General features: G+C 42.5%; 15 protein-coding genes. 11 read left to right on the forward strand and 4 right to left on the reverse strand.

What is annotated here, in order from left to right; genetic code table 11:
* Nucleotides 1-67 precede the first annotated feature (67 nt).
* The 5 genes from NOS7524_RS18115 (at nucleotide 68) to NOS7524_RS18135 (ending at nucleotide 5,491) form a co-directional block, all read left to right on the forward strand.
* The gene (locus NOS7524_RS18115) at nucleotides 68-1,015 is read left to right on the forward strand and encodes a hypothetical protein (protein ID WP_144050887.1); all 948 of its coding nucleotides are present in this window, start codon (nucleotides 68-70) and stop codon (nucleotides 1,013-1,015) included.
* Between the two features lie 161 nt (nucleotides 1,016-1,176).
* Nucleotides 1,177-2,097, forward strand: a complete 921-nt coding sequence (locus NOS7524_RS18120; protein ID WP_015139938.1) for a histone deacetylase family protein — start codon at nucleotides 1,177-1,179, stop codon at nucleotides 2,095-2,097.
* 1,029 nt (nucleotides 2,098-3,126) lie between these two features.
* Nucleotides 3,127-3,264 carry a hypothetical protein gene (locus NOS7524_RS30185; RefSeq protein ID WP_015139940.1) on the forward strand — a complete coding sequence of 46 codons (138 nt, stop codon included), beginning with the start codon at nucleotides 3,127-3,129 and terminating at the stop codon, nucleotides 3,262-3,264.
* A gap of 183 nt (nucleotides 3,265-3,447) precedes the next feature.
* The gene (locus NOS7524_RS18130; RefSeq protein WP_015139941.1) at nucleotides 3,448-3,891 is read left to right on the forward strand and encodes a tellurite resistance TerB family protein; all 444 of its coding nucleotides are present in this window, start codon (nucleotides 3,448-3,450) and stop codon (nucleotides 3,889-3,891) included.
* Between the two features lie 259 nt (nucleotides 3,892-4,150).
* Nucleotides 4,151-5,491, forward strand: coding sequence for a UDP-N-acetylmuramoyl-tripeptide--D-alanyl-D-alanine ligase (locus NOS7524_RS18135; protein WP_041555835.1), 1,341 nt, complete (start codon nucleotides 4,151-4,153; stop codon nucleotides 5,489-5,491).
* A gap of 96 nt (nucleotides 5,492-5,587) precedes the next feature.
* Here NOS7524_RS18135 and NOS7524_RS18140 read toward each other — a convergent pair whose 3' ends face one another.
* Complete coding sequence (locus NOS7524_RS18140) at nucleotides 5,588-7,711, reverse strand: hybrid sensor histidine kinase/response regulator (RefSeq protein WP_015139943.1); 2,124 nt, start codon at nucleotides 7,709-7,711, stop codon at nucleotides 5,588-5,590.
* 387 nt (nucleotides 7,712-8,098) lie between these two features.
* Here NOS7524_RS18140 and NOS7524_RS18145 point away from each other — a divergent pair, with 387 nt between their 5' ends.
* The 4 genes from NOS7524_RS18145 (at nucleotide 8,099) to NOS7524_RS18160 (ending at nucleotide 11,191) form a co-directional block, all read left to right on the forward strand.
* Entirely contained in the window at nucleotides 8,099-8,818 is a 720-nt protein-coding gene (locus NOS7524_RS18145) for a pyridoxine 5'-phosphate synthase (protein ID WP_041555379.1), read from the forward strand.
* Nucleotides 8,819-9,245: 427 nt separating this feature from the next.
* Nucleotides 9,246-9,974 (forward strand): SnoaL-like polyketide cyclase, encoded by a 729-nt coding sequence (locus NOS7524_RS18150; RefSeq protein WP_015139945.1) that lies wholly within the window; start codon nucleotides 9,246-9,248, stop codon nucleotides 9,972-9,974.
* Between the two features lie 141 nt (nucleotides 9,975-10,115).
* Nucleotides 10,116-10,445, forward strand: coding sequence for an MgPME-cyclase complex family protein (locus NOS7524_RS18155; RefSeq protein WP_015139946.1), 330 nt, complete (start codon nucleotides 10,116-10,118; stop codon nucleotides 10,443-10,445).
* A gap of 98 nt (nucleotides 10,446-10,543) precedes the next feature.
* Entirely contained in the window at nucleotides 10,544-11,191 is a 648-nt protein-coding gene (locus NOS7524_RS18160; protein ID WP_015139947.1) for a hypothetical protein, read from the forward strand.
* 63 nt (nucleotides 11,192-11,254) lie between these two features.
* Here NOS7524_RS18160 and NOS7524_RS18165 read toward each other — a convergent pair whose 3' ends face one another.
* The 3 genes from NOS7524_RS18165 to folD all read right to left on the reverse strand — a co-directional run bounded on the left by NOS7524_RS18165 (nucleotide 11,255) and on the right by folD (nucleotide 13,798).
* Nucleotides 11,255-11,722, reverse strand: coding sequence for a divergent PAP2 family protein (locus NOS7524_RS18165; RefSeq protein ID WP_015139948.1), 468 nt, complete (start codon nucleotides 11,720-11,722; stop codon nucleotides 11,255-11,257).
* Between the two features lie 108 nt (nucleotides 11,723-11,830).
* Nucleotides 11,831-12,760: a geranylgeranyl diphosphate synthase CrtE gene (crtE, locus tag NOS7524_RS18170; RefSeq protein WP_015139949.1), complete on the reverse strand. Its 930-nt coding sequence runs from the start codon at nucleotides 12,758-12,760 to the stop codon at nucleotides 11,831-11,833.
* 138 nt (nucleotides 12,761-12,898) lie between these two features.
* Nucleotides 12,899-13,798, reverse strand: a complete 900-nt coding sequence (gene folD, locus NOS7524_RS18175; RefSeq protein WP_015139950.1) for a bifunctional methylenetetrahydrofolate dehydrogenase/methenyltetrahydrofolate cyclohydrolase FolD — start codon at nucleotides 13,796-13,798, stop codon at nucleotides 12,899-12,901.
* 189 nt (nucleotides 13,799-13,987) lie between these two features.
* Between folD and NOS7524_RS18180 the strand changes: the two genes are divergently transcribed.
* Together NOS7524_RS18180 and NOS7524_RS18185 are read left to right on the forward strand one after the other, a co-directional pair.
* Nucleotides 13,988-14,365 carry a hypothetical protein gene (locus NOS7524_RS18180; RefSeq protein ID WP_015139951.1) on the forward strand — a complete coding sequence of 126 codons (378 nt, stop codon included), beginning with the start codon at nucleotides 13,988-13,990 and terminating at the stop codon, nucleotides 14,363-14,365.
* 30 nt (nucleotides 14,366-14,395) lie between these two features.
* Nucleotides 14,396-14,821 carry an NUDIX hydrolase gene (locus NOS7524_RS18185; RefSeq protein ID WP_015139952.1) on the forward strand — a complete coding sequence of 142 codons (426 nt, stop codon included), beginning with the start codon at nucleotides 14,396-14,398 and terminating at the stop codon, nucleotides 14,819-14,821.
* Nucleotides 14,822-14,859: the final 38 nt, after the last annotated feature.

A 14,859-nucleotide genomic window follows, 5' to 3' on the forward strand; every position in this document is an offset into this window, starting at 1 on the left:
ATTTATCGATGCCTGACCATACACATTCAGGCATCTCATCATCAGTTATAAATTTTTTCCAGACACTATGAACTCTTTTGTGAAGCGATTCCAGATTTGCCTTTCACTTGCCATGACTATGGGGACAACCTTCACCTTGCATAGTCCGTCCCCAACACTAGCTGCTACTGCTCCCCCTAGCCTGTTACTAGCTCAATCAGCACCGCAAATCACCGAGCAGATGATTCAGAAATATATCGATTTCTTGAGCTACGCCACTGAAATCCAGTTTAGTCCAGCCCAACGCGCCCAAATTCGCACATTTGTTCAGGGCTATATGCGGGATGGGGATCAAAAATCAATCTCTGAGGTTAAGGGCAGCTTGACCACCTATGATAAATTGCTGGTTCAATCTGCCGAAGAACGTGAAGTCGTTCGTAAGCAAGCAAGACCCATAATTCTGACACAACTACAGCAAGAAGCGATCGCAGGTAAGGAAGATGCAAAGTGGCTGTTGAATGCCTACTACCAAGCCCATCCGCCCATTGCATCCGGTAATCCGCCACTCACGCGCGACATGGTTGATGCTCACATTGAGATGGAACACTTCTTACTCACCCAAGTATTAGGTCAGCAAGCACCACCAATTAATGCTCAAACTAGAGCTAAGGTTTATCAAACTGCTGCTGCCCAATATGCTCAACTATCACCACAAGAACAACGCAGTTTTGCCGAAAAGCCAGGACAATTAGCCTTAACCAAATACCAGTGGGCCAGGATGAGTGCTGAGGATCGTCTGATGATGCGGGCGCAAATAGGGGGAGTCAACAGTCTGTCGCCCCAAGAGCAGATGACGATATCCCAATTTCAGCAACAGGCCAACCAAATGCTGCGTTCCCACAACTGGAACATGATGCAAAGCACGCTCAATAATATGCGGCAAAATACAGACATCATTATGGGTACTCCTCCCATCTGGAACCCAAGTACCAACAGATACGAGCAGCGCGGCGGCATCATCACTGAATTTAAATAACCGGGAGATGAGAGAGTAGAGAAGAAGCAGGAGAGCAGGGAGAAATGGGGAAATTCCTCTCCCCCTTGCTCCTAACCAAATTCCTCTTCTTCCCCCAGTCTCCAATTCCCACCTGAGTATACAATGGCATTCAGTATCCTGCTGCCAATCTTTTCCGCCTTATGTTGCCAGTCATCTATTCCGATGAGTTTCTAGATCACAAAACAGGAAGATATCATCCAGAGAATCCAGAGCGTTTGACGGCGATTGTGAATGCTTTAAAGGCAGCTACGTTTGCAGAAAAAATTGCCTGGCGATCGCCTACCCCTACATCAGCAAATACATCGGTAATGCCGCTTTTACTCAAGGCTCATAGTCCAGCCTACATTGATAAAGTCAAGGAAATTGCGGCTACTGGTGGTGGTTATTTGGATGGTGATACTCCAGTTTCTCCTCGTAGTTATGATGTGGCTCTGCTAGCAGTGAGTGCTTGGCTGGATGGAATCGATGCAGTTTTAAGTACAGCTAATCCGGCTTTTGTGTTGTCACGTCCCCCAGGACATCATGCTGAAAGTGATGCGGGAATGGGCTTTTGTTTATTTTCTAATGCAGCGATCGCAGCTTTTCATGCTCTAGAACATCCAGAAGTTAACCGCGTCGCTATCCTCGATTGGGATGTACATCATGGTAACGGTACCCAGGCGATCGTGGAAATGTACCCCCAAATTGCCTACTGTTCCCTACACCAATATCCCTGTTATCCCGGTACTGGGAGAGCTACAGAACGCGGCTTGCATAGTAATGTGTTAAATTTGCCCTTACCTCCTGGTAGTGATATCGGAGTTTATCAGCCACTAATAGAAAAAAAAGTATTACCATTTTTAGCTGATTTTCAGCCAGATTTATTAATTGTTAGTGCTGGTTACGATGCCAATGCTGATGATCCTTTAGCAAGTATTAATTTGCAACCAAGAGATTATGCTATGTTTACTGATTCTTGTTTAGGAATCACACGTAAAATTCTCTTTGGCTTGGAAGGTGGCTATGATTTTGATACGCTGGCTCAATCGGTAATAGCAACCATTGAACGTTGTTTAATTTAACTAGGACTTACGCAATTGGCACATTCGTTTCCCTTCTGCCTTCTGCCTCCTGCCTTGCCATAGCGATAATTTTTAACACTGAGCTACTTATAGGACTCATATTTGATTTCTGAAAAACCAAATTGGCTAGAAGCTTGCCATACAAAGGTTTATTTCTCAGTATACTTAGCAAGATTCAAGTACGATTCCTATAGTTTGAAGGTAAGGAGTGATAAGCAAAACTTTCACTCTCAATAATTTTCTCGATAGGGAAAATATTAAGTAATGTTTCACCAAAAATCACAAAGGCTAGGACAAAAGACTCAAAGTTGATCATTCGCTTCTGTGATTTAGCAGCAATATTGATTGTTTTAGTTTCTATTAACTTTCATTACAGCGTTAGCCATGAATGTTCTGATTCTTGCTATTCACCTTACAGAATAGGCATTTGCAGAGAAATATTTGTGTCTTTTTGTAATTTAGTTGGAGATGGTTTCAGGGTATTTACTAAGTGCTAAGTATATAATAAGACTATACTAGATTAGTTAATAAACTTTCAGCAGAATCACAACTATCTAGCTAGTTTCATACTGTTTATTAAATAAATATAAACTAATTTATTAATTTACCTTTTATAAATAGTGAAGATAAAATTAAATATAAATAGTTAATATTGTTCAGTAAATTTGCTTAAAACAATATATTAATATTTTTAGCATATCGAATAAAAACAATCTTTATTGGGAGTTTTATCCTATTTAATAGTTGCTATTAAAATTAAATAATAATTGTGCTTTAATTTACAATCTATAACTGAGACTAATTGCAGATTAAACGCTGAAATTGTCTCCAGAAAAAATTTTCAGTATTGTCCGTAACCAAATACAGGCTAAATTCATCGAATCTTCAGAAAGAAAAAATCTTATTGATCTTATGTAGGAGCTAAAGTTTTGTTAAGATGCAAATGCTAGCAGTTTCTCAACGGAATTTCCTACTCAGAACGTGGAGAAATAAGCAATACTAGCAGCACAAAGTTCAACAGGTGAAGCTATGACCACCTATATTTTCTTCGATGATGCCCTGCGGATGTTAACCAACGCCTATTTGCTGTCAGCGATACTGTTAATTGCAGCTTCTGGTATAGGTTTGGCGGTTATAGAAACCATTGAAAAGACAGGACAACGCTAAGTTAACCCATAGTTGTGAAACTATAATATTTCATCAAAACCATATTTAGCGGGGGTGTTCACTGCCAAAAAATCCTGGGAACACTAAACCATGAAAGTCTCACAGCGTTGCAGGTTTACCCGAAGGTTAACAACTGTAAAGGTAACTGTACGCTATTGAGACCCCTATCCAGGAGTGACTATCATGAATCTACTAGATGCAGTTCTGGGCAAGGAAACCCAAGCCCTAGACATACTTAGCCCAGCAGAGGCTTTTGCCGCGATCGCCTTAATGTCTACAGTGTTCGATAGTTATATGACTGATGAGCAAGAGCGTCATGTTACCTCTGTACTATCACAGTCAAAGCCATTGAAACATTACACCCAGGAAGCGATCCATAAGCTATTACAGAGAATTTTGGATATTCTCTGGCGAGATGGTTTTAATGCCTTATTTAATTTAGCTAAAGAAGCTTTATCCCCTGAATTACGAGAAGCAGCTTTTGCTGTAGCGGCTGATTTGGTTTTGGGTGAAGGTTTAGTAACTGATGAAGAAAAAAACTTTTTAAATGATTTATATCAAGCTTTAGGTATTTCTCGCGATATAGCAACACAGATTTTGCAAGTAATGTCAATCAAAAATCTTTGATAGGCTGAGTGGAAAAATTGTTTTGACATAACCCCATCGTCAATACTAAATAGCTTATATACTGAGTGTGCCAAAGGAGTTAAGCTTCTTTGGCACTACTTTTTTTGTGAAGTAGGAGTGTCAGGGTGTAGGGGGAGATGAGAAGAAGCAGGGGAGCAGGGAGCAAGGAGAAATGGGGAAATTCCTCCCCCCAATCCCCAATCCCCAATCCCCAATCCCCAATCCCCAATCCCCAGTCCCCAGTCCCCAGTCCCTAATTATGTTTGCTACCTTAACCCAATTAACTGAAGCACTTCTAGCCCAACCTGTAAATTTAAGTGCAGCTGATTTAGCACAAGCTAGCACTGGTATACAAACAGATACTCGACTGATTAAACCCGGTGAAGTTTTTGTGGCTTTGCGAGGGGAAAAATTTGATGGACACGAGTTTGTAGCAACTGCGATCGCTCAGGGTGCAATAGCCGCTATTGTTGATTTTAACTATGAAAATTCGACACTGCCTGTATTAAAAGTCAACAATACCCTAGAGGCATATCAAAAAATTGGCAGATGGTGGCGCGATCGCTTCCACATCCCAGTCATTGGGGTGACGGGTTCTGTCGGTAAAACCACCACCAAGGAACTGATTGCCGCCGTTTTGGGTACACAGGGTAAAGTTCACAAAACCTTTGGCAATTTCAATAACGAAATTGGTGTACCGAAAACTCTCCTCCAACTAAATGCAGAACACGACTATGCCGTGATTGAAATGGCGATGCGGGGAAGGGGACAAATTGCCGAACTCACACAAATAGCACATCCGACAATTGGCGTGATTACCAATGTGGGGACAGCACATATTGAGTTACTGGGTTCAGAAGAGGCGATCGCTGAGGCAAAATGTGAGTTATTAGCCGAAATGCCTCAAAATAGCGTGGCTATTCTCAATCATGACAATCCCCTATTACTCACTACGGCGAAAAAATTTTGGCAGAGGGAAGTTTTGACTTATGGTTTTTCTGGCGGTGATATTCAAGGAATACTCATTGATAACGACACTATAGAAGTAGCAGGAATCCAGCTACCCTTACCCTTACCTGGCCGTCACAACGCTACCAACTTTTTAGCAGCTTTAGCAGTAGCGAAAGTTTTAGGAATTGATTGGACAAGCCTCAGAGATGGTGTAACAGTGAATATGCCTACAGGCAGATCCCAACGTTTTAATTTACCCAACGACGTTGTAATCTTAGATGAAACCTATAATGCCGCACCGGAAGCTATGCTAGCCGCCTTACAGTTACTAGCAGACACACCAGGAAAGCGAAAGATTGCCGTATTGGGAGCAATGAAAGAATTAGGAGAGCGATCGCCGCAACTACATCAGCGCGTCGGTGAAACAGTGCGAGATTTAAAATTAGACGGTTTACTTGTATTAGTGGACGGACAAGATGCCCAAGCGATTGTCAAAAGTGCCGAAGGTATCCCCTCAGAGTGCTTTAGCGCCCACGCCGATTTAATAGAAAGATTAAAGACATTTATGCAACCAGGCGATCGCTTATTATTCAAAGCTGCCCATTCTTTAGGGTTAGATAGGGTAGTGAATGAATTGCTAAGGGATTAGGGATTGGGGATTGGGGACTGGGGATTAGGTAATATTTATTCTCCTCTGCTCCTCTGCTCCTCTGTTCCTCTACTCCTCTGCTCCTTGCTTTCTGCCTCAATTCACGATCAACCTTGCCACGGCTGCAATTAATTCTTCAGCATTAACAGGCTTGGGTAAGTGGATTTGAAAACCAGCTCCGAGTGCTTGCTCTTGATCGTATTGTCTGGCAAAGGCGGTTAAGGCGATCGCAGAAATTTGGCCATTTTTTTCTACTGCCCAAGTTCTGAGTTCCCGAATCATCATATAGCCATCCATATCAGGCATACTGATATCACTAACCAACACATCTAATCGGGATTTAGCTAATATTTGTAAGCCTTCAACTGCTGAAGCCGCCATGCTTACCTCAGCACCTTCTTGCTGTAGGATGTAAGCTAGAAAATCTCGTGAATCCGTGTCATCGTCAACAACTAAAATCTTGATGCCGGCAAGTAACGAATATTTAGAGGTTGATAATGAAAAGTTACTTTTTTCACCTGTGACATTCAAACCATCCTCTTGGAGAAGCGGTAATCGGACTGTAAATTTTGCGCCCTGATTTTCACCCGGACTTTCTGCTGTGACAGTACCACCGTGAATCTCTACAATTTTGCGAACAATTGCCAATCCCAGTCCTAGTCCACCAAATTTTCTGGTAGAACTGCTATCTGCTTGCCGAAAGTAATCAAAGACATAGGGTAAAAAATCAGGACTAATTCCTTTACCTGTATCACTGACAACAAGCTGAACGTAGTCATCAATTTGTTCCAACCGCACCTCTACCTGTCCACCCTTGGGTGTAAATTTGACGGCATTAGAAAGCAGATTCCAGACTACTTGCTGCAAGCGAGCAGAATCACCCATAACTTTTCCGATACTCGATTGCAAGAACGTAATCATCTGAATTGATTTTGTTTCTGCTGCTAGCCGCATTGTCTCTAGTGCTGCGGAGATTACAGTCTCTAAGTGAATTTTTGTAGTATTGAGGACTAGCTTACCTTGTAAAATTCTGGATATATCTAGCAAATCTTCTATGAGTTGCACCTGTAATGTGGCATTACGTTCAATAGTGGCTAATGCTTGAGATGTTCTGGCTTGGTCGAGTTGGCGGCTTTGTAACAATTTAGACCACCCCAAGATTGAATTTAGAGGTGTGCGTAACTCGTGAGAGAGGACTGCTAAAAATTCATCTTTAATGCGGTTAGCTGTTTCTGCTTCGGCTCGTGCAGCTTGTTCTAATTCCAGTAAATGGACTCTTTGCTCTAGTATTTGTTTTTGTTCATGAATATCTGTACAAGTCCCGAACCATTGAACTACACAACCTTGTTTATCTTTGAGCGGTAAGCTTCGTGCTAAATGCCAACGATAGGAGCTATCAGCAGCTCGTTTAAAGCGATATTCATTCTCGTAGACATTGCCGCTCTTTAAAGCATTTAGCCATAACTCATAAGTTCTATTCACGTCATCTGGATGCAATGCTGCTACCCATCCAGAGCCTAATGACTGCTCTACAGTTAGCCCAGTATAATCACACCAATTTTGATTAAAATAATCACATTCACCATGAGCATCAGCAGTCCACACAAGTTGAGGGATAGCATCAGCCAAGTAACGATAGCGTTCTTCACTTTGTCTGACTACTTCTAGCAGACGCTGACGTTCGGCGATTTCTTGATGTAATTGTTCGTTAGTCTTAGTAATTTCATGAGTCCGCAGTGTAACCAAATCTTCTAGATGATTTTGATATCTCCTTAGCTCTTCCTCTACCTTTAGACGCTCTGCTATTTGTATTTGCAGTTGATGATTTGCTAGCTCTAGTTGAGCCGGACTAGGAAGTGCTAAAGCTTTGGGGACTAAAGGGATGAGTTCTACTGCTGTAATTAAAGATATTCCTGCGGTCAAAGCTTTGACAAATCCCGATATCCAATAGTTGGGATGCCAAAGTGTCCAAACCGCTAAAATGTGAGTTGTGCCGCAAGCGACAATAAACCCACTAAATAATAAGAATATCCAATGAAAGGGCAGATCCTGCCGTTTGCGGACAAAGTAGAAAAGCGTAGCAGGAATAGAATAATAAGCTATGGCAATGAGCGCATCAGATACTAAATGTAATAAAACTAAATCTGTTTTCCAGAGATAACAGTGTCCATGTGGGATGAATGGCCCTGAGTTAAACAAATAAGTCCACAATTCCGCCATAGTCTTTGAGAAGATTACTCTAATTTTTTTAAATTTGCAGAACTATCTAAGTCCCTCTTGGAAAAAATATATTGACCGCAAAAATTTTTAACTGCGCTATTAACCATGTCTGATGGTTAAAGCGTACATAAATTTATGGTTGTAGGAAATAAGGCAAAAGTTTGATTTTTAATAGCTAATTGCTAGCGATCGCTAAGTTGCTCTACCAAATTGATCTTAACGATAGCTTTCACATAAAATGATTAGTCTCAGAATTTTATCTTTCATTTATCTTTCCTGCTCAATTATTACTTATGAGTAGGAACTTGGACGTTATCCAACAATAATTTTGTTAACAATTTCAGGTAAGATAAATCTCTGTGGACTGTGGATAGGGAGATACAAGGGTTGCTGACACTTGGTGTAAACATAGACCATATAGCCACCATTCGCCAAGCACGGCGGACGGTAGAACCAGACCCGGTGGCGGCGGCGGTGCTGGCAGAATTGGCTGGTGCCGATGGCATTACAGTGCATCTGCGGGAAGACAGGCGGCATATTCAAGACCGGGATGTGCGTTTATTGCGACAAACAGTCAGGACGCACTTAAATTTAGAAATGGCTGCTACAGACGAAATGTTGGGAATTGCCCTTGACATTAAACCTGATTATGTGACTTTAGTCCCCGAAAAGCGGGAAGAAGTTACTACGGAAGGGGGTTTAGATATAGTCGGGCAAATTGCTAGAATAAGTGAGATAGTAGATAAATTGCAGGGTGCTGGCATTCCCGTGAGCTTGTTTATTGATGCCGAACCTGCACAAATCGAAGCTTCTGTCAAGGTGCAAGCAAAGTTTATTGAACTACACACTGGTAGATATGCAGAAGCTAGAGATGAAACCAGTCGTCATCAAGAATTAGCTGTGTTAGCTCAAGGTTGTGAACAAGCGATTAAAGCTGGATTGCGAGTTAACGCCGGTCATGGGCTGACTTACTGGAATGTATATCCGGTGGCTGCACTGCCAGGTATGGAAGAGTTAAACATTGGTCATACCATCATCAGCCGAGCAGCGTTAGTAGGCATGGAACGAGCTGTTCGGGAGATGAAACAAGCGATGCGGGGGGAATAGGGATAGGTGACAGGTGATAGGTGACAGGTGACAGGGGAGATGAGGAAGTGGGGGAAGTGGGGGAAGATGTAGCTTTATCTTACTAAAAGGCGGAAAACTCGCTCCCTTGTCTCCCCCTGCCCCCCTGCTTCCTGTTCTAGAGCAGGGTTGTCTCATTCTTGCCAGAGAAAATTCAAAGCCCTTATTTCTTCGTCTGTTCTCTATCAACATTTTGGGAAAGCATAACGAAATAAAGAAGCTTCTAGATTATTCTCTCGTTGTATGAAACCACCCTGCCCTGCTTCCTATTCTAGAGGGGTTGTGACTGCGTAATCTCGAAAATCGTTGGTATGGTAGAGGACTTCGTGACAAGTGATTAGAAGTCAGGATGCTTTGCCATGAGCGATTTTCTCAATTTTGAATTTAGAGTTTGGAATTTGGAATTGTTATGAGCGCAACACAATCTAACGGGCTTCCGCTTTGGGTACAAGACAGGGATACAGTTATTGCTGAAAGCACTGATGTCGAATGGCGCTATGGTACTGCTCCAGATTATGCTCGCTCTAATGAGAATCTGGCTAAAGAGAGTACACGTAATCATCTTGAGGGTACACTGGAAGCGATCGTTCAAAATTTAGTGAGAACCTTCGAGATGGAGGTATCTTTCAAATCCAACCCAGAACAGTGGTTGTCAGTTGTGAACGAGCAGTTTCGCATCAGTACCAATGGGGGAGAGGAGTTTACTGCCGCAGATGTCTCAGCCCAAGGTACTTATAATTTATTCATGGCGGATTCTGAGCATTACAAAGCCTCCGAAGAAAGCTTTGAATCTTCTGCCAAACTCTTTCATTCAACATTTCCTCAAGGTTTCCCTTGGGAAGTTTTGGAAGTGTACTCAGTCCCACCAACTGTCACCTTCAAGTGGCGGCACTGGGGACATTTTCAAGGTTCCTATAAAGACTATGCTCCTACAGGCGAGACAGTAGAAGTTATTGGCTTGAGCGTTGCCCATGTCACCGATGACTTGAAGATTATTTCCTTGGAACACTACTTTGACAACACGCTGTTTTTAGAAAAGTTAACAGCCGGTGGTAAAGTAGCAAGTGAAGTAGCGAGTGAAAGTAAAGGAAAGGGTTGCCCTTTCAGTTTTTTGTTCAAAAAATCCAGCAAGAAGTAAAGGAGTGTTGAGTGCTGTTAGCGGTAGCGAGGCGTTTAGCCGGTGCTGAGTTAGGAGGGTGCGTCAGTACACAGAACTCATGACTCAGCACTCAGCACTCAGTAAGCCTTAAAATTATTAGTTAGTAATCACAGAATGACAATGCAAACATACTATTACGTTTTGGCGAGCCGTCGCTTTTTACTCCAAGAAGAACCTATGGAGGAAGTGCTGAAAGAACGCACTCGTCACTACCACGAACAAGAAAAAGAGATTGATTTTTGGTTAGTACCACAACCAGCTTTTTTAGAAGCTCCTGAAATGGCGGAAATCAAAGCTAAGTGTCCTCAACCCGCAGCTGCGATTATTTCCACCAATTCCCAATTTATTACTTGGCTCAAACTGCGATTAGAATATGTCATTACCGGAGAATTTCAGGCTCCTTCTGGAACAATCCCTAATCCTTTGGCATCTCTTGCCCCAGTGTCTTGAGTAATTAGTCAATAGTCAATAGTCAATAGTCAATAGCTCGTTTACTATTGACTATGAACTAATGACTCTTAACTAAAAAAATTTAATAAAATTTACCTATGCGTCCCAATTTTGTGCAGAAAGTTGCCACTATATCCAGTGTAGTCGGACTCGCGATCGCCTGGCTCATGGGTAGCACAAATTCTGTGAAAGCCCAAACCACTTTTCCTGTTTGCCAACCTCCCAATGCTGGAGAGTACCTGTTATTGGTAGTTAGCCCAACAGCCGAGAATCGGCAGCAGTTACGTAGTGCTTTACCAAATGAAATTAAAACTACTACCTGTCAATATCTTTCTGATACCGTTACGCGGATAGGGGGATTTAGCAAAATTGATGATGCTAACCGTTGGGCTAGGTATATAAATACTATTGTTGGGTTATCTGCCATTATCACTACAAGACCTGGGGAAGTAGCACAACAGCCGACTTCCACAGTCCCTTTTAATCCCCAACGTTTAGGAGAGGGTTTTGCCGTCTTAGTGGATTATTTTAACCGTCCAGAACTAGCAACTAGCCTCCAACAAGCGGTAGGCGGTAATGTTGGTTTGGCTTCCTATGGACAGAAACCCTACTTGCTGGCAGTTTATACCACTAACCAACAAGAAGCTTACAATACATTGCAGAAACTGAATGATCGTGGTTTTTTTGCTGTCCTAGTAGATAGCCGTAAAGTTATGTTACTGCGATCGGTTGTGCGGGTACAGTAAATTAGGCAATAGGCAATAGTGATGAGCTTATCCACTAGCTTTTTATCGACTTTTAACTGTTGACTATGGGCTATGGGCTAATAAAGACCTAGCTAACAAAGAAATTGTGATCCCTAAAGCTGAACCTGCTATTACCTGTACAGGTGTATGCCCTAGTAATTCTTTGAGGCGGTCTTGATTAAAGTCTGGTTTTTCATGGAATAATTCATCAATCATTTGATTGAGGATGCGGGCTTGCTTACCAGCTGCTTGGCGAACACCGGCTGCATCGTACATGACAATAATGGCAAAAACAGTAGCCAAAGCAAAGTCAGGCGATGACCAACCAATAGTTTCTCCAATACCAGCTGCAAGAGCTGTCACCAAAGCTGAATGGGCGCTGGGCATACCTCCAGTTGTGACTAGAACACGCACATTCAGTTTACGGTGTTGAACTAGCTCAATCACTAGCTTTAATGCTTGAGCTACAAAACAAGCTACCAGAGCAACCAGCAGCACCCGGTTGTCTAAAATCTCGCCTATGTCCTGCATGGTATTTTGGTTCTGTTAGTCGATATTAGCAGTAGTTATTTATCTGAGATAAGGTTGAGATACTACCCAAAATCTACTGTTGCTACACTCCAATTTTCAGATGCTAATTCAATGATTGCGGCTGGTGATGAAATGAGCGAGTGCTTGTAGAGGCTGTGCTGATTGCCCAAAAGGTTCTAGTTCTGCACAAGCTGCTTCAATTAGTTCTTGGGCTTTAGCACGGGATTTTTCCAGGCCCCAGAGACTAGGGTAGGTGACTTTCTGGGCTACAAGGTCTTTCCCTGCGGTTTTGCCCAATTGCTCTTGGGTAGCAGTGACATCGAGAATATCATCAATGATTTGAAATGCTAGTCCAATGTTTTGGGCGTAGCGGGAGAGTCTTTGTACATCTTCCGATGATGCACCAGCTAAAATTCCCCCACAAACAACACAAGCTTCTAACAGGGCGGCTGTCTTATGGTTATGGATGAAGTTGAGAGTTTCTAGAGAAATATCTGACTTACCCTCTGAATCTAAGTCAACTACTTGACCACCTACTAAGCCAGCAGCGCCTAATGCACGTCCTAAACGAGCAATTACCTGTAAAACACGTTCTCTAGTGACGCTTTCTGGGGTTTGGGTGGCAACCAACTCAAAAGCATAAGCTAATAAGCCATCACCGGCTAAAATTGCAATGTCTTCACCATAAACTTTGTGATTTGTCAACATACCACGCCGATAATCATCATTATCCATTGCGGGTAGGTCGTCGTGAATCAATGACATGGTGTGGATCATTTCCACAGCACAAGCTGTGGGCATAGCCATTTCAATTGTACCGCCCATCATTTCACAGGTAGCTAGGCAGAGAATGGGGCGCAGACGCTTACCTCCAGCTAAGAGCGAGTAGCGCATTGACTCATAAATCTTTTCTGGATAAACGACAGGCATAGACTTATCTAAAGCCGCTTCACAAATTTTTTTGCGCTCTTTCAGATAAGCTCCTAGGTCAAATGTGGCTTTTTCTGGCATCTTCTGAAGGTTATCAGCTGCTACCATTCTTAGAATTCCTTAAATTTTTGGCTTTTGGCTATTTTTCATATACGTCACAATTTTAAGATGCTCTGGCGCTGAAAGTTTAACTAATACTTCATTCATCAAGAAACGTAAATGATAAATGATGAGCTATGTTAAATTTCATTTACCATTTAAAATACCTTTATCCTTTGCTGCTTTTAAATAGCTGGTGAAGGTATTTTCTAACAACAAAGCCACAGTCATGGGACCAACACCGCCAGGAACTGGGGTAATGTAGTCCGCGACGTTAGCAGTTGCGCCAAATTCGACATCGCCAACTAAGCGACTCTTGCCATTGGCATCGGTGACGCGATTTATCCCCACATCTACCACAACAGCGCCTGGTTTCACCATGTCAGCAGTAATTAATCCGGGAATACCTGCGGCGGCAATGAGAACATCCGCATTTTTGGTAATATTTTGGATGTCTTGCGATCGCGAGTGGGCAATGGTAACAGTAGCATCAGCTTCCAATAGCATCAAGGCCATAGGTTTACCAACTAAAATACTACGCCCTACTACTACCGCCTGTTTTCCCGCCAAAGGAATTGCATATTCCGCCAATAGCCGCATGACTCCGGCTGGTGTACAACTGCGTAAACCAGCTTCACCACGTACCAAACGCCCTAAATTCACTGGATGCAGTCCGTCAGCATCTTTATCAGGTGCGATTTGATGCAGCAGTTTTACAGCATCCAGATGTTCTGGTAGGGGTAGCTGTACGAGAATACCATCTACCTGTTCATCTTCATTAAGTGCAGCGATAACATCCTCTAATTCCTGTTGAGTAGTTTCTTTGGGGAAGTGTTTACCAAAAGAAGTCATACCCACCCTAGCGCAAGCTTTTTCTTTGTTGCGAACATAAGCAGCAGAGGCGGGATTATCCCCCACCATCAACACTGCTAATCCAGGAGGACGGCCGATTTTGGCTTGTAATGATTGAATTTGCGAAGTCAGTTCTTGGTGAATTTTTTCAGCTAAAGCTTTACCATCTAAGATTTTAGTAGTTTTGGTTTCCATGAGCATCCCCAGATTTAAGTTACAAATAATTCTTGCTTGTAGATTATTATGGCGTTGCCGTCTGATACTGTAGCGTCTTTCTATCGTCTCGTATAGGGGACTGGGGACTGGGGAGTGAGGAGCAGGGGAGCAGGGGAGCGGAAGGTAAAAACTAATGACTAATAACTATTGACTAATTTGGTGTTTGTTATGCAAAAAGTGAAAAAATTTTACCTAGGATGTACCTTACTGGTTGTGGTAGGGCTTTGGGGCTGTGCGCCTTTGAATATGTCAGGCTGGCAAGATAATACAATCAGTTTTGGTAGTAATGTCACTCCGATTCGGGAAATTAAACCTACACCAGACAAACAGCAGACAGTGCGTATCCAAGGAAAGGTGGAAAAGCAAGTACCTCTAGTACAGCGATGGGCATATCAAATTAATGATTCTACTGGTACAGTTTGGGTTGTCACTAATCACCGTAATTTTCAAGTGGGAGAGTCCGTAGTGATTAAGGGTAAGGTGCAATACAAAAACATTGCCATAGCTGACAAAGATTTTGGGGAAGTTTATTTAGAAGAGAAGTAATAATATTTACAACAACTCCGACAACATGGTATGACTAACCAACAAGTTCATGTAGCGATCGCTATTCTTTACCAAGATAATAAATTTTTAATGCAGCTGCGGGACAATATCCCTAATATTCCCTACCCTGGACACTGGGCGCTGTTTGGTGGTCATATCGAACCCGGTGAAACTCCAGATGTGGCAGTGCAGCGAGAAATTTTAGAAGAAATTGGCTATACTCTGCCTTCATTTTTTGCATTTGACTGTTATCCCGATGAGACGGTTGTGCGTCATGTGTTTCATGCACCCTTGTTAGTCGAGTTCCATGAACTAGAGTTAAATGAAGGCTGCGATATGGGGTTATTGACACCAGAGGATATTCGTCAGGGTAAATTTTATTCCAAAAACGTAGGAGAAGTAAGACCTCTAGGCTCTGCGGCACAGCAAATTTTACTAGACTTTATGAGTCAATAGTCCTTAATCATTAGTCTTTCTGCCTTATCTCCCCCTGT

The organism is Nostoc sp. PCC 7524 (assembly GCF_000316645.1).
GTDB lineage: Bacteria > Cyanobacteriota > Cyanobacteriia > Cyanobacteriales > Nostocaceae > Trichormus.